This is a genomic window from Nocardioides sp. TF02-7, from assembly GCF_022437945.1.
Classification (GTDB): domain Bacteria; phylum Actinomycetota; class Actinomycetes; order Propionibacteriales; family Nocardioidaceae; genus Nocardioides.
Genome location: NZ_CP092535.1, coordinates 4,411,293 through 4,428,588, shown reverse-complemented (window position 1 = coordinate 4,428,588; position 17,296 = coordinate 4,411,293). Strand labels below are relative to the sequence as shown.

General features: G+C 73.0%; 17 protein-coding genes, 4 pseudogenes and 1 riboswitch. Of the genes and pseudogenes, 20 read left to right on the top strand and 1 reads right to left on the bottom strand.

Going from position 1 to position 17,296, the window contains the following annotated elements; all coding sequences use genetic code 11:
• Positions 1–122: 122 nt before the first annotated feature.
• From MF408_RS27430 to MF408_RS22995, 10 genes and pseudogenes are all read left to right on the top strand, one after another.
• Positions 123–700: pseudogene (locus MF408_RS27430) on the top strand (TerD family protein).
• A gap of 10 nt (positions 701–710) precedes the next feature.
• Positions 711–1,415: a hypothetical protein gene (locus MF408_RS23025; RefSeq protein WP_240249552.1), complete on the top strand. Its 705-nt coding sequence runs from the start codon at positions 711–713 to the stop codon at positions 1,413–1,415.
• On the top strand, positions 1,412–1,849 hold the full coding sequence (locus MF408_RS23020) for a TerD family protein (RefSeq protein ID WP_275693274.1): 438 nt from the start codon (positions 1,412–1,414) through the stop codon (positions 1,847–1,849). Before MF408_RS23025 ends, MF408_RS23020 begins: the two co-directional genes overlap by 4 nt.
• Positions 1,737–2,774, top strand: a complete 1,038-nt coding sequence (locus MF408_RS26165; protein ID WP_275693273.1) for a VWA domain-containing protein — start codon at positions 1,737–1,739, stop codon at positions 2,772–2,774. Before MF408_RS23020 ends, MF408_RS26165 begins: the two co-directional genes overlap by 113 nt.
• A gap of 151 nt (positions 2,775–2,925) precedes the next feature.
• Positions 2,926–3,219: an HpcH/HpaI aldolase/citrate lyase family protein gene (locus MF408_RS26160; RefSeq protein ID WP_275693272.1), complete on the top strand. Its 294-nt coding sequence runs from the start codon at positions 2,926–2,928 to the stop codon at positions 3,217–3,219.
• 171 nt (positions 3,220–3,390) lie between these two features.
• Positions 3,391–4,134 (top strand): HpcH/HpaI aldolase/citrate lyase family protein, encoded by a 744-nt coding sequence (locus MF408_RS26155; RefSeq protein WP_275693525.1) that lies wholly within the window; start codon positions 3,391–3,393, stop codon positions 4,132–4,134.
• Between the two features lie 378 nt (positions 4,135–4,512).
• Positions 4,513–5,535 carry a phosphoribosyltransferase domain-containing protein gene (locus MF408_RS23005; protein ID WP_275693271.1) on the top strand — a complete coding sequence of 341 codons (1,023 nt, stop codon included), beginning with the start codon at positions 4,513–4,515 and terminating at the stop codon, positions 5,533–5,535.
• A gap of 27 nt (positions 5,536–5,562) precedes the next feature.
• Positions 5,563–6,201 (top strand): annotated as a pseudogene (locus tag MF408_RS26150) (cysteine protease StiP domain-containing protein); the annotation flags it as partial.
• The gene (locus MF408_RS26145; protein WP_275693524.1) at positions 6,187–6,537 is read left to right on the top strand and encodes an RNA-binding protein; all 351 of its coding nucleotides are present in this window, start codon (positions 6,187–6,189) and stop codon (positions 6,535–6,537) included. The pseudogene MF408_RS26150 and the gene MF408_RS26145, both read left to right, overlap by 15 nt.
• Before the next feature lie 359 nt (positions 6,538–6,896).
• Positions 6,897–7,412, top strand: coding sequence for a hypothetical protein (locus MF408_RS22995; protein WP_240249550.1), 516 nt, complete (start codon positions 6,897–6,899; stop codon positions 7,410–7,412).
• Here MF408_RS22995 and MF408_RS22990 read toward each other — a convergent pair.
• Positions 7,390–8,661, bottom strand: coding sequence for a hypothetical protein (locus MF408_RS22990; protein ID WP_240249549.1), 1,272 nt, complete (start codon positions 8,659–8,661; stop codon positions 7,390–7,392). The genes MF408_RS22995 and MF408_RS22990 overlap by 23 nt on opposite strands.
• Before the next feature lie 94 nt (positions 8,662–8,755).
• Between MF408_RS22990 and MF408_RS22985 the strand changes: the two genes are divergently transcribed.
• From MF408_RS22985 to MF408_RS22940, 10 genes and pseudogenes are all read left to right on the top strand, one after another.
• Entirely contained in the window at positions 8,756–9,844 is a 1,089-nt protein-coding gene (locus MF408_RS22985; RefSeq protein ID WP_240249548.1) for a DUF475 domain-containing protein, read from the top strand.
• Between the two features lie 25 nt (positions 9,845–9,869).
• Positions 9,870–10,487 carry an AIM24 family protein gene (locus MF408_RS22980; RefSeq protein WP_240249547.1) on the top strand — a complete coding sequence of 206 codons (618 nt, stop codon included), beginning with the start codon at positions 9,870–9,872 and terminating at the stop codon, positions 10,485–10,487.
• Positions 10,394–11,902, top strand: coding sequence for an AIM24 family protein (locus MF408_RS22975; protein ID WP_345893975.1), 1,509 nt, complete (start codon positions 10,394–10,396; stop codon positions 11,900–11,902). Before MF408_RS22980 ends, MF408_RS22975 begins: the two co-directional genes overlap by 94 nt.
• A gap of 64 nt (positions 11,903–11,966) precedes the next feature.
• Positions 11,967–12,120: riboswitch (FMN riboswitch) on the top strand.
• 82 nt (positions 12,121–12,202) lie between these two features.
• Positions 12,203–13,264 carry a bifunctional diaminohydroxyphosphoribosylaminopyrimidine deaminase/5-amino-6-(5-phosphoribosylamino)uracil reductase RibD gene (ribD, locus tag MF408_RS22970; protein WP_240249545.1) on the top strand — a complete coding sequence of 354 codons (1,062 nt, stop codon included), beginning with the start codon at positions 12,203–12,205 and terminating at the stop codon, positions 13,262–13,264.
• Positions 13,264–13,878, top strand: a complete 615-nt coding sequence (locus tag MF408_RS22965; protein ID WP_240249544.1) for a riboflavin synthase — start codon at positions 13,264–13,266, stop codon at positions 13,876–13,878. Before ribD ends, MF408_RS22965 begins: the two co-directional genes overlap by 1 nt.
• A 1-nt stretch (position 13,879) precedes the next feature.
• Complete coding sequence (locus tag MF408_RS22960) at positions 13,880–15,127, top strand: bifunctional 3,4-dihydroxy-2-butanone-4-phosphate synthase/GTP cyclohydrolase II (RefSeq protein WP_240249543.1); 1,248 nt, start codon at positions 13,880–13,882, stop codon at positions 15,125–15,127.
• Positions 15,128–15,140: 13 nt separating this feature from the next.
• Positions 15,141–15,640, top strand: a pseudogene (ribH, locus tag MF408_RS22955) (6,7-dimethyl-8-ribityllumazine synthase).
• A 6-nt stretch (positions 15,641–15,646) separates the two neighbouring features.
• Positions 15,647–15,910: a phosphoribosyl-ATP diphosphatase gene (locus tag MF408_RS22950; protein WP_240249542.1), complete on the top strand. Its 264-nt coding sequence runs from the start codon at positions 15,647–15,649 to the stop codon at positions 15,908–15,910.
• 13 nt (positions 15,911–15,923) lie between these two features.
• Positions 15,924–16,770: pseudogene (hisG, locus tag MF408_RS22945) on the top strand (ATP phosphoribosyltransferase).
• Positions 16,754–17,221 carry a PH domain-containing protein gene (locus MF408_RS22940; protein WP_240249541.1) on the top strand — a complete coding sequence of 156 codons (468 nt, stop codon included), beginning with the start codon at positions 16,754–16,756 and terminating at the stop codon, positions 17,219–17,221. Before hisG ends, MF408_RS22940 begins: the two are co-directional and overlap by 17 nt.
• The last annotated feature ends 75 nt before the right edge of the window (positions 17,222–17,296 follow it).

Sequence of the window (17,296 nt, the reverse complement as noted above, 5' to 3'; positions counted from 1 at the left end):
GGGCGCCGGCCGGGCCTCCTGCTTCGCCCGCCCGCGTTCGCGGCCGTGTCGTAGGGTGGCCGCCACGAGGGGTCTGGCGTAGGGCCGGCTCCCGGCACTCGCCGAGAAAGGGTTCACAGCACATGGGTGTTTCGCTGACGAAGGGCGGCAACGTCTCCCTCACCAAGGAGGCCCCCCGGCCTCACCGCGGTCAACGTCGGCCTCGGTTGGGACGTCAACACGTTCTCGGGCGGTGAGTTCGACCTCGACGCCTCGGCGATCATGGTCAACGCAGGTGGCGAGGTCGTCTCCGACAGCCACTTCATCTTCTTCAACAACCTCAAGAGCCCCGACGGCTCGGTCGAGCACACCGGCGACAACCTCACCGGTGAGGGCGAGGGCGACGACGAGGTCGTCAAGGTCAACCTCGCGGTCGTGCCGGCGGAGGTCGACAAGATCGTCTTCGCGGTCTCGATCTACGACGCCGACAACCGCAGCCAGAACTTCGGCATGGTCCGCAACGCGTTCATCCGCGTCGTCAACCAGGCCGGCGGCGCCGAGATCGCCCGCTACGACCTCACCGAGGACGCGTCGACCGAGACCGCGATGGTCTTCGGCGAGCTCTACCCGCAACGGCGCCGAGTGGAAGTTCCGCGCCGTCGGCCAGGGCTACGCCTCGGGCCTGCGCGGCATCGCGCAGGACTTCGGCGTCAACGTCTGAGGAGGCGACCGTGCCCATCGACTACAACAAGCGTCCCTCCTCGCCCGGCAGCGGCGAGCCCACGCCCCCGCCCAGCGGCGGGGCCGGTGGGGGCGGCGTCAACCTCTCCAAGGTGACGCTGACCAAGTCCGCGCCGTCCATCTCGCTCACCAAGGGCGCGGGCGCCGGCGGCCAGATGCGGATCAACCTCAACTGGAGCCAGGGTGCCGGCAAGTCCGGCGGGTTCCTCAAGCGGCTGTCCGGCGGCGGCGGCGCGGTCGACCTCGACCTCGGCTGTCTCTGGGAGACGACCGACGGGCAGAAGGGCGTCGTCCAGGCGCTCGGCAACGCGTTCGGCGACCTGAACCGGCCGCCGTACGTCCTGCTCGACGGGGACGACCGGTCGGGCACCAACACCGGCGGTGAGAACCTCGTCGTCAACCTCGACCAGCTCGACCGGATCCGCCGGGTCCTGGTGTTCGCCTACATCTACGAGGGTGCACCCAACTGGGCGGCGGCCGACGGCGTCGTGACGCTCTACCCGGTCGGTGCCGGTCCGATCGAGGTCCGGCTCGACGAGCCCGCCAACGACAAGCGCTTCTGCGCGATCGCCCTGCTGACCAACGAGGGCGGCAGCCTCCGCGTCAACCGCGAGGTCCGCTACATCGCCGGCTCCCAGTCCGACGTCGACCGCGCGTACAGCTGGGGCATGCAGTGGACGGCCGGGCGTAAGTGACCCACGTCCTGACCCGGGGCGGCAACGTCGGCCTGGGCCAGGCCGGTCTCGGCAGCCAGGTGGTGGTGACCCTCACCTGGCTGCCGCGGCCCGGCGTCGACGCCGACCTCTCGGCGTTCCTGTGCACCGCGGCGGGCAAGGTCCGCAGCGACGCCGACTTCGTGTTCTACAACCAGCCGCACGGTTCCGACGGCGCGGTCACCCACCTCGGCAAGGCCGACCGCGCCGGCGCGACCGTCGACCGGGTGCGGATCGACGTCGCGGCCCCTGCCGGCCGAGGTCGACAAGGTCGTCATCGGGGCGTCCGTCGACGGCGGTGGGGTGTTCGGCGACCTCGACGGACTCGGCGTCGAGGTCGCGGACGGCCCCGACGCGGCGGCCGCCGTGCGCTGCGAGCTCGCGGCCGGCCCCGAGACCGCCCTGGTCTTCGCTGAGGTCTACCGCCGCGGCGGCGAGTGGAAGGTCCGGGCGGTCGGCCAGGGCTACACCGACGGCCTGGCCGGCCTCGCGACCGACTTCGGCGTCGACGTCGACGCCGACGACGAGCCCGCTGCCGTCCCGGCCGCACCGGCGCCGGCCGCCGCGCCGGAGACGGCGCCGGTCAGCCTCGAGAAGAAGCGGCTGATCGACCTGGAGAAGGACCTCGGTCGCCGCGGCGACCAGCAGATGCTGTCGCTGGTCAAGACCGCCGGCGTCTCGCTCGAGAAGCGCGGGCTCGCCGAGCACACCGCCCGGGTCGCGCTCTGCCTCGACATCTCGGGCTCGATGGCGAGCCGCTACTCCAAGGGCCTGGTGCAGCGGCTGGCCGAGCGGGTGCTGGCGCTGGGGCTCCGGTTCGACGACGACGGCGAGGTCGACGTCTTCCTGTTCGGCAAGGACGTGCACCAGCCGGCCGGGCTGACCCTCGACGGCTACCAGAAGTACGTCAAGGAGATCACCGGCACCCACCGGCTCGAGTACGACACCCGCTACGGCGCAGCGATCAGCCGGATCCGCCGGCACTACTTCGGTGGCTCGGGCGAGCGCACCGAGCCGCTGCCGGACCGGGTGCCCGTCTACGTCATGTTCCTCACCGACGGTGCGCCGTCCGACAAGGCGGTGGCGACCCGGCAGATCCGTGCGGCGTCGTACGAGCCGATCTTCTGGCAGTTCATGGGCATCGGCTCCGACCGGTTCGAGTACCTGCAGCGGCTCGACGACCTCGACGGGCGGTACGTCGACAACGCCGACTTCTTCGCCGTCACCGACGACGAGCTGGTCGGCCGGGAGCCGATCAGCGACGACGCGCTGTTCGAGCGGCTGATGACGGAGTACCCCGGCTGGCTGCGGACCGCGCGCCAGCACGGCCTGCTCACCTGACCAGTCACCTGACCAGCCACCTGACCAGCCACCTGATCAGAGCACCGGAAGAACACGTCCGGGTGACCTCGTGTTCACGTGCGGGAGGCAAGATGCCTCCACCAGCGCGGCGACCGGGCTCCCGCTGACCGACACCGATGAAGGACTACCGATGCGTCACTTCGCCTACCTGAGCGACGAGGAGCGCGAGCGCCTGTTCGCGGTGCCGCCCGCGGCCGTGGCCGCGGACAGTCCGCGCGACCTGCTCGCGCTCGGGCTCGGCGCCACGCTCTACTGCCCGGGCACGCGGCCCGCGCTCGTGGAGGACTCGCTGCGGGTGGCGTCGGTCGGCACCACCTCGATGGTGTGGTGCCTGGAGGACTCCATCCCGCACGAGTCGGTCTCGTTCGCCGAGACCAACGTCGTGTCCGCGCCCGCGCGGTCCACGCTGCCGGGCCCGCGGTGACCGACCGGATGCCGTTGCTGTTCCTGCGCGCCCGCGACGCCGACCAGGTGCGCCGGATCGCCGACGGCGCGGGTGACGCACTGCGGGTGCTCACCGGGTTCAGCCTCCCGAAGGTGACCCCGGCCAACGCGCCGGAGATGCTCGCGGCGGTGAGCGAGGCGGGGGGCGGGGCTGTCCCGGCCGACGTACGCGATGCCGATCCTCGAGACGCCCGAGATCGCCTACGTCGAGAGCCGCCGCGCCGCCCTGGCGGACCTGGCGGCCGTCTTCGACGACCACCGCGAGAGCGTGCTCTGCGTGCGGATCGGCGGCACCGACCTGTCCGGCCTCTTCGGCCTCCGACGCGACCGGGACACGACGGTGTGGGACATCGCGGTCGTGCGCGACGCGCTGTCCGACATCGTCAACCAGTTCGCCCGCGGCGGGCGCTACGTCGTGACCGGCGCGGTCTGGGAGCACATCCCCGGCGCGCGGCTGTTCAAGCCGCAGCTGCGCGAGTCGCCGTTCCTCGAGCAGCACGCCGGCAGCCTGCGGCGACGGATGATCGACGACGACGTCGACGCGCTCCTGCGCGAGATCAGCCTCGACCGCAGCAACGGGCTCCACGGCAAGACCGTCATCCACCCGACCCACGTCTCGGTCGTCAACAGCCTGCTCGCCGTCGGGTGGGACGAGTACGACGACGCGTGCGCGATCCGCGACGCGCGCGGTGCGGGTGGGGCGATCGCCTCCGCGCACGGCCGGATGAACGAGCTCGGCCCCCACGCGCTCTGGGCCGAGCAGGTGCTCGCCCGGGCGACGGCGTTCGGCGTGGTGCGGGAGGGGGCGTCGCTGGTGGAGCTGCTGGCCCTCGGGCAGCGGGCGGTCGCGGCCGAGTACGGCCTCGCCATGTCGAGCGTCAAGGTGGTCTCGTGAGCGCCGCCGCGCCGCCGGCCCCGTCGCTGGCGGCCGTCGTGACCGACGCCCTCGGCATCGGGGTGACCGTGCCCGGCTCCGCTGCCGGCCCGGCGCCGTTCCTCGAGCTCGCCGGCCTCGCGCTGCGCGACAACCCCCGGCGCGCCCACCTGATCGTCTCCAAGGTGCTCGGCAAGCACGTCCCCGTCGACCCGCGTGAGGTCCTCGCCGGCGGTCACCGCCTCGGCGACGCGGTGGCCGAGGTGCTCGGGAGCGCGGCCGGCGAGGCCCTGGTCGTGGGCTACTGCGAGACCGCCACCGGGCTGGGGCACGCCGTGGCCGAGCGGCTCGGCGCGTCGTACCTCCACACCACGCGGCGCCCCCACCCGACCCCTCCCGGTGCGGGCGCGGTTCGACGAGGAGCACTCCCACGCGGTCGCCCACCTCGTGCAGCCCACCGCGGACTTCCTGCTCGACGGCAGCGGCGCGCTGGTGCTCGTCGACGACGAGCTCACCTCTGGCAGGACGGTTCTCAACACGGTGGCGGCCCTGCACGCGCTGCACCAGCGGCCCGAGTACGTCGTGGCGGCGCTCCTCGACGCACGCACGCCCGCGGCGCGGGAGGAGTTCGACAAGCGGGTCGCGGACCTGGGCGTCCGGGTGAGCGTGGTGTCGCTGCTCTCGGCCCACCTGACCCTCCCCGAGGACGTGCTCGACCGCGCGGCCCGCGCCCGTGCGCAGCTGCCCGCACCGGCACCGGTGCCGTCCGGTCCCGAGGCGCAGGTGCACGTCCACGGCGGCTGGTGGCCCGGTGACGTGCCGGTCACCGCGCGGCACGGGATGACGACGGCCGACACCCGCCGGTTGGCCGACGCCTCCGTCGAGGTCGCGCGCCGGCTGGCCGGCGTGATCGGCCCCCGCCGGCGGCAGCGTCCTCGTCGTCGGCACCGAGGAGCTGCTCCACCTGCCCACCCGGGTGGCCGCGGCGCTCGCCGACGCGCTTCCCGGGGTCTCGGTCGTCACCCAGTCCACGACCCGCTCGCCGGTGCACGCCGCCGACGACCCCGAGTACGCCGTGCGCCGCACGGTGTCGTTCCCGGCGCCCGACGAGCCGGCCCGCGAGTCCCGGCTGCACAACGTGGTGGACCCGCGCGCGACCGCCGACGGCGCCTGGTCCGACCTCCGGCACGACCACGTGGTCGTGGTGGTCGACGCCCCCGCCGCCGACTGCGCGGGCCTCGTCGACGCGCTCCGGCCGTTCGCCGACCACGTCCACCTGGTCCCGGTCAGCGGGCCCGACCCCGCCCCGGCACTGCGCCCGGCGGTCGCAGGGGCGTTCGGCTCCTACCCGCCCGACGACGTCAGCTGGCTGCTCACCGACCTCTCCTCGATCCCGCTCGAGCGCGGCACCGAGGACCGTGAGGAGGCCATCCAGCGGGGGTCCACTACTCGGAGATGCTCCCGGTGGAGTACCAGCCCGACGACGACTACGTGGCGCTCTTCCACGAGGCGCTCGCGGCCTCGGCCGACCGGCTCGCCACCGCGGTGGGCGTCGTCGGCGAGCTCGTGTGGGAGGCGCACGCCCGGTCGCGGCGGCCGCCGGTGCTCGTCTCGCTCGCCCGCGCCGGCACCCCGATCGGGGTGCTGCTCCGCCGCTGGTTCCAGCACACCCGCGGGGTCGACGTCCCGCACTACACGATCTCGATCATCCGCGGACGGGGCATCGACGAGGTCGCGCTCGGCCACGTCCTCGACCGCCACCCGGCGGCCGCCGTCGCCTTCGTCGACGGGTGGACGGGCAAGGGCGCCATCCAGCGGCAGCTCACCGAGGCGGTGACGGCCTGGCGGGCCACCCGCCCGGAGCACGCCGACCTCGACGACCGGCTGGCCGTCCTCGCCGACCCGGGGTCGTGCACGCCGTTGTTCGGCACCCGCGACGACTTCCTGATCCCGTCGGCGTGCCTCAACTCCACGGTGTCCGGGCTCGTGTCGCGCACCGTCCACCGCGCCGACCTGATCGGGCCGGGCATGTTCCACGGCGCGAAGTACTACCCGGAGTGGTCCGACGTCGACGTGTCGCGGCACTACGTCGACACCGTCGCCGCCCGCTTCGCCGGGGTCGCCGACGAGGTCGCCGCCTCCCTGCAGGAGCCGGTCGACCGCACGCCGACCTGGTCGGGCTGGCGGTCGATCGAGACGATCGCCGCCGGCCACGGCATCACCGACCTCAACCTGGTCAAGCCGGGGGTCGGCGAGACCACCCGGGTGCTGCTGCGCCGGGTGCCGTGGCAGGTCCTGGTCCATCCCGACCGGACGGCCGACCTCACCCACGTGCTGCTGCTCGCCCGCGCCCGGCAGGTGCCGGTCGTCGAGGTCCCCGGCCTGCCGTACTCCTGCGTCGGCCTGATCCGGCAGGTGGTGTGAGCCGGTGCCCACGACCATCACCGCGTTCGACCTCGACCGCACGCTCATCTACCCGCGGCCTCGGCCGGCGACCCGGCGACCCTCCCGCCGCTGCGGGTCGTCGAGCACTACGAGGGGGGCACCGCTGTGCTCGATGACCGACCGCTCGTGGCAGCTTCTCGGCGAGCTGATGGGCCGCGCCGAGGTGGTCCCCGTGACCACCCGCACCCAGGCGCAATACGAGCGGGTCGTGCTCCCGGCGACGCCCCGCCTCGCGCTGTGCGCCAACGGCGGCGGGCTGCTCGTCGACGGCGTCCGCGACCCGGAGTGGGACGCCTGGACGCGCGGCGCGGCGGCCCTCTCGGCGCCGCTGCCCGGAGGTGCTCGCGCTGCTCGAGGGTCTCGCCGACCGGCCGTGGGTGAGCAAGCTCCGGTGCGCCGAGGACCTGTTCTGCTACCTGGTCCTCACCCGCCGGGAGGACGCGCCGCAGGCCTGGCTCGACGACGTCACCACGCCCGTCACCGAGCTCGGCTGGTCGGTGTCGCTCCAAGGCCGCAAGCTCTACGCCGTCCCCGCCGGCGTCTCCAAGGCCAGCGGCCTCCAGCGGCTCCGCGAGCGTGTGCGCGCGGGGATCGCCGACCGGGCCGGGGGCGGCGTACGCCTGCTCGCGACCGGCGACAGCCTGCTCGACGCTCCCATGCTGGAGGTCGCCGACCTGGCGATCAGGCCTGCCCACGGCGAGCTCCACGAGCAGGGCTGGACCGCCGACGGGGTCGCCGTGACGACCGCGTCGGGGGCGCTGGCGGGGGAGGAGATCGTCGGCTGGATGCTCGAGCAGGTCGCGCCGGGCGGTGCCGAGCCGGCCGGCGCGCTCAGCTCGTCCGCGCCGCGTTGATCATCGCGTCGAGCGCCGCCTCGATCGACTCCGCCTCGGCGATGAGGGCACCCCAGTCGGGGCGCGCCTCGTGCACGGCCGCGGCGAGCCGCTGGGTGCGCGAGGAGATGGTGTCGAAGGTGTAGCGGAACCGGTCGGCCTTGTCGTCGGGCAGGTTCGCCAGGAACCGCCGGGCGTCGAGCGTCTTGCGGCGCACCGCGGCCAGCAGCTGCTCGGGGTCGGCGGAGACCTCGTCGAGCCGCTCGAGCAGGTCGGTCGCCGCGCGCAGGATCGACGACACGTCGGCCGCGGCCGCCCGGATCCCGGCCAGCAGGTCCGCGGCCGCCGGTACGTCGAGCGGCTGCACGTCCAGGACCCGCGCGAGCGAGGCCAGGCCGGCGTCGACCGCCTCCATCGCCGCGTCGATCCGCTTGGGCGCGTCGTCGAGGTGCTGCCAGGACCCGTAGGAGTAGCGCCGGCGGAGCTGGCTCATCACGTCGGGGAGCCGGTCGTGCTGGGTCAGCAGGGCGTCGCGGCGGGTCCGCACCGACAAGAACCCCTTGCGCACCGTGTCGGCCGCCTCGTCGAGCGAGGCGGCGCGCTCGAGCGCCTCCCGCGCCGAGCGGACCGCGGCCTGCGCGTGCCGGTGCGCCGGAACCCACCGGCGCTCGGCGGACCGGTTGCGGGCGGCCGCCAGGTCCGAGGTCGCCGCCGCGTGCGCTGCCCAGGCCTGCGGGTCGGTGAGCCCCGCCGCGCCCGCCCCCGACAGAGCGCGCGACGCCTGCTGGAGCGTGCCGTCCGCCTGCTCGACGAGTGCGGGGACCTCGTCGCGGAGCGCGGCGGCCGCGGCGAGCAGGCCAGCGTGCCGGTCGCGGAACCCCTCGACCGTCGGCGCCAGGCCGCGCAGCTGCTCCGCGACCGCGCCGAACCGGGCGGCGTACGTCCGGGCGTCGGGCTCCTCGTAGTCCGCGGACGGGTCGTAGGCGGTGTCGAGCTCGTAGAACTCGAGGGCGACCATGCCGGTGCGCGCCGAGTGCGCGTCCCACTCCTCGGCCACGGGGTCGGCCACCGGGTGGCCGGGCGGGCCGGCGGTGCCGGCCTCCGACTCCGCGTGGATCGTCGTGAGCTCGGTGAGGTCGACCTCGAGCGACTCCAGGAGCGCCATCGCGCTCGTCGCGTCGGCGTGCGCGGCCCGGGCGGCGTCGAGCGCGAGGTCCCGCGAACGGCGCCACCAGCGAGGGCGACCTCGCTCGGGGGTGCTCGCCGCCACCGCTCGTCGCTCCCGTCGTCTGTGTTCGTTGGTCCTGCGCCTATACGATCCCCCCACGGTATCCCTGCCCCCTCCGACAAAGGACCCACCCCGCATGCTCCGGATGTTCGGCCCGTCCTTCGCGCTCACCGGCGTCGCCTTCGCGGCCGCACTCGCCCTGGGAGGACCACGGGTCCTCCTCCTGGTGTTCGTGCTGTCGATCCTCGAGATCTCGCTCTCGTTCGACAACGCGGTGGTGAACGCGAAGGTCCTCCAGCGGATGAAGCCGCTCTGGCAGACGCTGTTCCTGACCGTCGGCATCCTGATCGCCGTCTTCGGCATGCGGCTGGTGCTGCCGATCGTGATCGTGGTCATCACCGCGGGGTTGGGACCGATCGAGGCGTTCGACCTCGCGGTCAACGACCCGGAGGCCTACCAGCACAACATGGAGGCCGCGAAGGAGGCGATCTACGCCTTCGGCGGCATGTTCCTGCTGATGATCTTCCTCGACTTCGTGATCGACGAGGAGCGCGACGTCCACTGGCTGCGCCCGCTCGAGGTGCCGCTGGCGAAGGTCGGCAAGCTCAACCAGGTGAGCGTCCTGATCGCGCTGCTCGCCCTCTACGGTGCCTCGCAGCTGGCGGCGGAGGACAAGGTCGGCACGGTCATGGTCTCGGGTGTGTTCGGCCTGATCGTCTACCTCGCGGTCAGCGGCCTCGACTCCCTGCTGAGCGACGAGGTCGAGCACATGGACGACGACGAGGAGACGCGGCCGAAGGTCGGGCCCGACGGCAAGGTGACCCAGGCGGCCGCGACCGGCGGCTTCGCCGCGTTCCTCTACCTGGAGATGCTCGACGCCTCGTTCTCCCTCGACGGCGTGATCGGCGCGTTCGCGATCAGCAACGAGATCCTGGTGATCGCGCTCGGCCTCGGCATCGGCGCCTTCTGGGTGCGGTCGATGACCATCTACCTGGTCCGCAAGGGCACGCTGGCGGAGTACATCTACCTCGAGCACGGCGCGCACTGGGCCATCGGCGCGCTGGCGACGATCATGCTCCTCGGCATGAAGTACCACATCAGCGAGTACATCACCGGCATCGGCGGTGTCGTCTTCATCGGCCTCGCCGTCGCCTCGAGCGTGGTCGCCAAGCGCCGACGGAGCGCGGCGGAGCCCGAGCCGGAGCCGGAGCCCGTCGGCCGCTAGACCTCGCAGAAAGGCATCGTGACTCGTGGCCACCCTGACCGCTGAGGGGCGTGTGCTCCACGCCCACCTGTCCGGTGACAGCATCCGCGCCGCGCAGGGCGCGATGATCGCCTACGCCGGCAACGTCGAGTTCAAGAACGCCGGCATGGGCGGCGGGGGCGGCTTCAAGGCCGCCCTCAAGCAGAAGATCGCCGGTGAGTCGATCTCGCTCATGGACTGCACCGGGACCGGGCTCGTCTACCTCGCGCAGGACGCGCAGGACGTGATCGTCATCGACCTGACCGGCGACGTGCTCACCGTGGAGTCCGAGCACATCCTGGCGGTGACCCCGTCGCTGCGCCTCGACGTGAAGTTCGCCGGGTTGCAGGGCATGACGACCGGCCAGGGCCTCGCCACGACGACCGTCAGCGGCGACGGCCAGGTCGCGGTCACCTCCGACGGCCCCATGATCGGCCTGGAGGTGCGTCCGGGGATGCCCGTGGTCGTCGACCCGGACGCCTACGTCGCCTCCCACGGCCGGATGAACATGACCCTGGTGTCCGGCATCTCCTGGAAGTCGCTGATCGGCGAGGGCGGCGGCGAGCCGTTCTCGCTGCGGTTCGAGGGCCAGGGCACCGTCTACATCCAGCCCGCCGAGCGCTGAGGAGGAGGTCGCGGTGCCGTTCGAGAAGATCAACTCCAAGGTGGTCCGGGCGCAGGTCGGTCCCCCAGACCGCGGTCCTCGCCCGTCGCGGGGCGATGCTCGGCTACGACGGCCAGGTCGCGTTCCGCCCGGTGTCCGGCCTGAGCCAGGGCGTGCGCGGCGCGGTCGGCGCGATGCTCGCCGGGGAGTCCAACCCCCTGATGGCGGCCGAGGGCAACGGGAACGTGCTCTACGGCTACCGCGGCCTCCGTGTCACGGTGATCGACCTGGCCGGCGACTCGCTCTCGGTCGAGGCCGACCGGCTGCTCGCCTACGACGCCGCCCTCCAGACCAGCGTGGAGGTGATCGCGCAGGGCGGCATCAAGGCGATGGCCCGGGGCGCGCTCACCGGCCAGGGCGTCGCCACCACGAGGGTGTTCGGCCACGGCTCGGTGGTGGTGCTCTCGCACTGGCGGGTCCTTCCCGCTGCAGCTCAACGGCGAGACGGTCGGGGTCGACCCGCAGGCCTACGTCGGCCACACCGGCGCCCTCCAGGTCGACCTCAAGGCCAAGGTCGGGTTCCGCGACGTCGTCGGGCGCGGCTCGGGCGAGGCGTTCCAGCTCCACGTCTCCGGCCACGGCACGGTCTACGTGCAGGCGTCCGAGCAGAAGTTCTGAACAACCGGGAGGATCCGACCATGCAGACCTTCAACGCCGACACGCTGCCCGTCGACGACAACGTCAACGACTACGCGTTCTCGGTCGCGCTCCAGGGCGAGTGGTTCCTCTCCAAGGGCGCCATGATCGCCTACTACGGCGACGTCGGCTTCGAGGCGGTCAACACCTACGCATCGCAGGCGTCGTGGGTCGCCGCGCGGTTCTCCTCGCCGATCTACGTGCAGGACTGGGTCATCGCCCACGGGCACGGCAAGGTCGTCGTCGGCGACCGTGGCTACAACATCAACTCCTTCGACCTCGACGACGGCAACCTGACGATCAAGGCCGGCAACCTGCTCGGCTTCGACCCGGCGCTCGAGCTCAAGCAGTCGATCGTCCCCGGCTTCGTGACGCTGATCGGGACCGGCAAGTTCCTGGCCTCGTCCAACGGGCCGGTGATCTTCACCAAGCCACCGTTCCGTGCCGACCCGGAGGCCCTGCTGGGGTGGGCCGACTGCCCGTCGCCGTCGCACCACTACGACGCCCACTGGATGACGCAGTCGTTCCTGGCGGGGGTCCAGGGCCTGCTGGGGCGGGAGTCGGGGGAGGAGCGGCAGTACGACTTCACCGGCGAGGGCGACATCCTGCTGCAGTCCTCGGAGGTCGTGCGGGAGGACCCGGCGGTGATGCGGCTGGTGGAGTCGCAGACCAGTCTGCTCTCGACCGGCCAGAAGGGGATCCTCGGCCGCCAGCTGGTGGCGCAGAGCCAGCAGCAGTGACCGTGACCGACGTCACGGTGCGGGAATAGACCCGACCTGTGGCAGGCTTGTCCCTGCAAAGAGCTCGCGTGCTCTGGGGTCGGTGAAACTCCGAGCCGGCGGTGACGGGGGAGAAGCTGCTTCTCCGCGGAGTCCGCGACCCGGCCACAGCCAGTGGTCGGTTGACCAGGTGGGAATCCTGGACCGACGGTCAAAGTCCGGATGGGAAGCGCACGCACGAGCGGCAGTCGCCGGCCTTCCGCCGGCGCTCTCCGCCCGCCACGCCCCAGAGTCCGCAGCGGACGACGGGAGGGAACCCAAGTGGTGGAGAGCTTCACCCGCGAGTACGACGCGATGCACCGCGCGCTGCGGATCGCCGCGGCGCCTGGTGTGCCGTTGCTGCCCAACCCCCGGGTGGGTTGCGTGCTGCTCGGGCCGGACGGCGAGGTGGTCGGGGAGGGCCACCACCGCGGCGCCGGGACGCCCCATGCCGAGGTCGAGGCGCTCCGCGCCGCCGGTGACCGCGCCCGCGGCGCGACCGCGGTGGTCACGCTGGAGCCGTGCAACCACACCGGCCGCACCGGGCCGTGCGTGGCGGCCCTGGTCGACGCGGGGGTGACCCGCGTCGTTGTCGCGCAGCGCGACCCCAACCCGGTCGCCGGCGGCGGGCTGGAGGCGCTCGCCGCGGCGGGGGTGGCGGTCGAGGCGGGCCTCCTCGTCGACGAGGCCCGGGCGCTCAACCGGGCGTGGACGTTCGCCCACGAGAACGGCCGCCCGTTCGTCACCTGGAAGCTGGCGACGACGATCGACGGCCGGAGCGCCGCCGCCGACGGCTCGTCGCGGTGGGTGTCCTCGGCCGCCGCGCGGCGCGACACCCACGTCCTGCGCGCCCTGTGCGACGCGATCCTCGTCGGCACGGGGACGGTCGAGGTCGACGACCCGCTGCTGACCGTTCGTGACGACCACGACCAGCCGCTGCCGCACCAGCCGCTGCGCGCGGTGGTGGGGGAGCGCGAGCTGGCACCCGACCGGCGGGTGCTCGACGACACGGCGCCGACCGTCCAGCTCCACACGCGCGACCCGCGCGCCGCCCTCGCCGCGCTCCGCCGCGACCACGAGCGGCACCACGTCCTCCTCGAGGGCGGGCCGACGCTCGCCGCCGCGTTCCTGCAGGCGGGCGTGGTCGACGAGGTGGTCGCCTACGTCGCGCCGATGCTGCTCGGCGCCGGCCGCAACGCGGTCGGCGACCTCGGCATCGGGACCATCGCCGAAGCGCTGCGGCTGCGGATCACCGGCGTCGCCGTGGTCGGCGAGGGCGACGAGGCGAACGTCCGGGTGGTCATGGAGCCGCGACCCACCGGGTCGCACGGGGAGGGACGCTGATGTTCACCGGCATCGTCGAGGAGCTCGGCACCGTCACCACGGTCGCCGACCAGGGCGACGCGCTCCGGCTCACCATCGAGGCGGCCACCACGCTCGAGGACACCGCTCTGGGCGACTCGATCGCCGTCAACGGGTGCTGCCTGACCGTCGCCGAGCGCACCGACCGCACCTGGACCGCCGACGTGATGGCCCAGACCCTCGCCCGGACCAGCACCGGCACGCTCCGGCCGGGCGACCGGGTCAACCTCGAGCGGGCGGTCACCGCCGCCAAACGGCTCGGTGGGCACGTCGTGCAGGGGCACGTCGACGGCGTGGGGGTGGTGACGAGCCGGAGCCCGAGCGAGCACTGGGACGTCGTGGAGATCGAGCTGCCCGACGGCGAGGACGGCGACCTGGGCCGCTACCTCGTCGACCAGGGCTCCGTCACCGTCGACGGCACGTCGCTGACCGTCGTCGAGGCGAAGGAGCGCTCGTTCACCGTCAGCCTGATCCCCGAGACCCTCGCCCGCACCACCCTCGGCTTCCGCCGCACCGGCGACCCGGTGAACCTCGAGGTGGACGTCCTGGCCAAGCACGTCGAGAAGCTCGTGCGCGCCTACATCAAGGAGAAGTGACATGTCCGTGAGGCTGGACCCCGTCGAGCGCGCGATCGAGGACATCGCCGCCGGCAAGGCGGTGATCGTCGTCGACGACGAGGACCGGGAGAACGAGGGCGACATCATCTTCGCCGCCGCCAAGGCGACGCCCGAGCTGATGGCCTGGACCATCCGTCACAGCAGCGGGGTGATCTGCGTGCCGATGCCGGGGGAGATGCTCGACCGGCTGGAGATCCCGCTGATGACCCCCCACAACAAGGACCGGATGCGCACGGCGTACACCATCTCCGTCGACGCCCGGGACGGCGTGACCACCGGCATCTCGGCCGCCGACCGGGCGCACACGGCGCGGGTCCTCGCCGACTCCGCGACCGAGCCCTGGGAGATCACCCGGCCCGGGCACGTGTTCCCGCTGCGCTACCGGGAGGGCGGCGTGCTCGCACGACGCGGCCACACCGAGGCCGCGGTCGACCTGTGCAAGCTCGCCGGGCTCACCCCCGCGGGCGTCCTCGTCGAGGTCGTCAACGACGACGGCACCATGAAGCGGGCACCGGAGCTGCGGGCGTTCGCCGACGACAACGACGTCGCGATGATCTCGATCGAGGAGCTGGTGAAGTACCGCCGGCGCACCGAGGTCCACGTCGTCCGCGAGGCCGAGACCCGCCTGCCCACCAGCCGCGGCACCTTCACCGCCTACGGCTACACGATCACCGTCGACGGCAGCGAGCACGTCGCGCTGGTCCACGGCGACCCGGCGGCGCTCGCCGACGGCGAGCCGGTGCTGACCCGGGTGCACTCGGAGTGCCTGACCGGCGACGTCTTCGGCAGCAGCCGGTGCGACTGCGGCCCGCAGCTCGACGAGGCGATGGACCGGATCGTCGCCGAGGGGCGCGGGGTCGTGGTCTACCTGCGCGGCCACGAGGGGCGCGGCATCGGTCTGGTCGCGAAGCTGCAGGCCTACCAGCTCCAGGACGGCGGCCGCGACACCGTCGACGCCAACCTCGACCTCGGCCTCCCCGCGGACGCCCGCCACTACGGCGCGGCGACCCAGATCCTCAAGGACCTCGGCGTCCGGTCGGTGCGGCTGCTGACCAACAACCCCGACAAGGTCCGCAACCTGGAGGACTACGGTGTCCCCGTCGCCGAGCGGGTGCCGCTGACGCCGCACCCCAACGACCACAACCTGGCCTACCTGCTGACCAAGCGGGACCGGATGGGCCACGACCTGCCGAACCTCGACGCGCCCCCTGCCGGAGGGGCGACCTGACCGCTGGAGCGTTGTGAGATGGCCGGACACGGGAGCACCCACCGTCGAACCCGTCGACTGCCACGACCTGCGGGTCGCGGTCGTGGCGGCCAGCTGGCACACCACGGTCATGGACGGGCTGCTGGCCGGCGCCCAGCGTGCCTTCGCCGACCACCAGGTGGAGGCGCCGGTGGTCTACCGGGTGCCGGGCACGTTCGAGCTGCCGGTGGTCGCCGCCGCCCCCTCGCCGCCCAGGCCTACGACGCCGTCGTGGCGCTCGGCGTCGTGATCCGCGGCGGCACGCCGCACTTCGAGTACGTCTGCAACGCCGCGACCGACGGCCTCAACCGGGTCGCCCTCGACCACCAGACCGCGGTCGGGTTCGGCGTCCTCACCTGCGACACCGAGCAGCAGGCCCTCGACCGCGCCGGGCTCGAGGGGTCGAAGGAGGACAAGGGCTACGAGGCGGCCGCCGCCGCGCTTCTCACCGCCCAGACCCTGAAGCGGATCCGGCGCCGCGACGGCATAGGCTGACCGCTCGTGAAGACGTTCGACGAGCTCTGGGCCGAGCTGAGCGAGAAGGCGCGCAGCCGACCCGCCGGCAGCGGCACCGTGGCGGCGCTCGACGCCGGCGTGCACGCCATCGGGAAGAAGCTGGTCGAGGAGGCCGCCGAGTCCTGGATGGCCGCCGAGCACGAGGGCAGGGAGCGCGCAGCCGAGGAGATCAGCCAGCTGCTCTACCACGCCCAGGTGCTGATGCTGGCCCTCGGGCTCGAGCCCGACGACGTCTACGCCCACCTCTGAGGGACCACCACCCATGACGCTCAAGATCGCGATCCCCAACAAGGGGGCGCTCTCCACCGCGGCGACCGACATCCTCCGTGAGTGCGGCTACCGCCAGCGCAGCGACTCCAAGGAGCTGCGGCTCGTCGACGCCGAGAACGACGTCGAGTTCTTCTACCTGCGCCCCCGCGACATCGCGCTCTACGTCGGCGAGGGAACGCTCGACGTCGGCATCACCGGCCGCGACCTGCTGCACGACTCCGGTGCCAAGGCGGAGGAGGTGCTGCCCCCTCGGCTTCGGACGCAGCACCTTCCGCTTCGCCGGCCCGCAGGGGCAGTACACCGACCACGCGCAGCTCGCCGGTGCCCGCATCGCGACGTCGTACGACGGCATCGTGCGGTCGTTCCTCGACCAGCGCGGCATCGACGCGACGGTGGTCCGTCTCGACGGCGCGGTCGAGACCAGTATCCAGCTCGGCGTGGCCGACGTCATCGCCGACGTCGTCGAGACCGGCACGACGCTGCGGCGGGCCGGGCTCGAGGTGTTCGGCGAGGCCATCCTCGAGTCGGAGGCGGTGCTGATCGCCCGGGCGGGCGACCGGTCCTCGGCCTTCGAGATCTTCAAGCGCCGGATCGACGGCGTGCTCGTGGCGCGCGGCTACGTGATGATGGACTACGACATCGAGGCGGGCCGGGTCAACGAGGCCGTGGCCCTGACGCCGGGCATCGAGGGCCCCACCATCTCCCCGCTGCACCGCGAGGGCTGGGTCGCCGTGCGGGCGATGATCCCGCGGGACGGCGCACAGCGGCTCATGGACGAGCTCTGGGACATCGGCGCCCGCGGCATCCTGCTCACCGACATCCATGCCTGCCGCCTCTGAGCCGGGCGCGGTCCCGGACCTGCCGCGGACCTGGCGGCCGTTCGGCCCCCGGATCGCCGGGATCGTGTTCGCGTTCGTGCTCGTCGGCGCGTTCGCGGGGCTGTGGATCAGCTTCCCCCAGCAGACCAAGGAGGACGTCGGGATCCTCCAGCGGGCGACGGTCGTCGCGTTCGTCGGCGTCGGGGTGCTGCTCCTGCTGGCGCTGGCGCGGTCGCGGATCACCGCGACGACGGACGGACTGGTCGTCGTCAACGGCTTCCGGAAGCGGCGCTACGAGTGGGCCGAGGTGATCGCCGTGCGGATGCCGCCGGGCGCTCCCTGGCCGCAGCTCGACCTCGCCGACGGCACCACGGTCTCCGCCCTCGGCATCCACGGCTCCGACGGCGCCCGCGCCCGGACGGCGGTGCAGGAGCTGCGCGCGGTGCTGGCGGCCACCGACCCGCAGGAGTGAGCGGCTCCCGCTGACCCCCGGCCGCGGCAGGTTTCATCCGCGAGGAGGAGCCGGTTGCGCCTCGCGGCGGAAGCC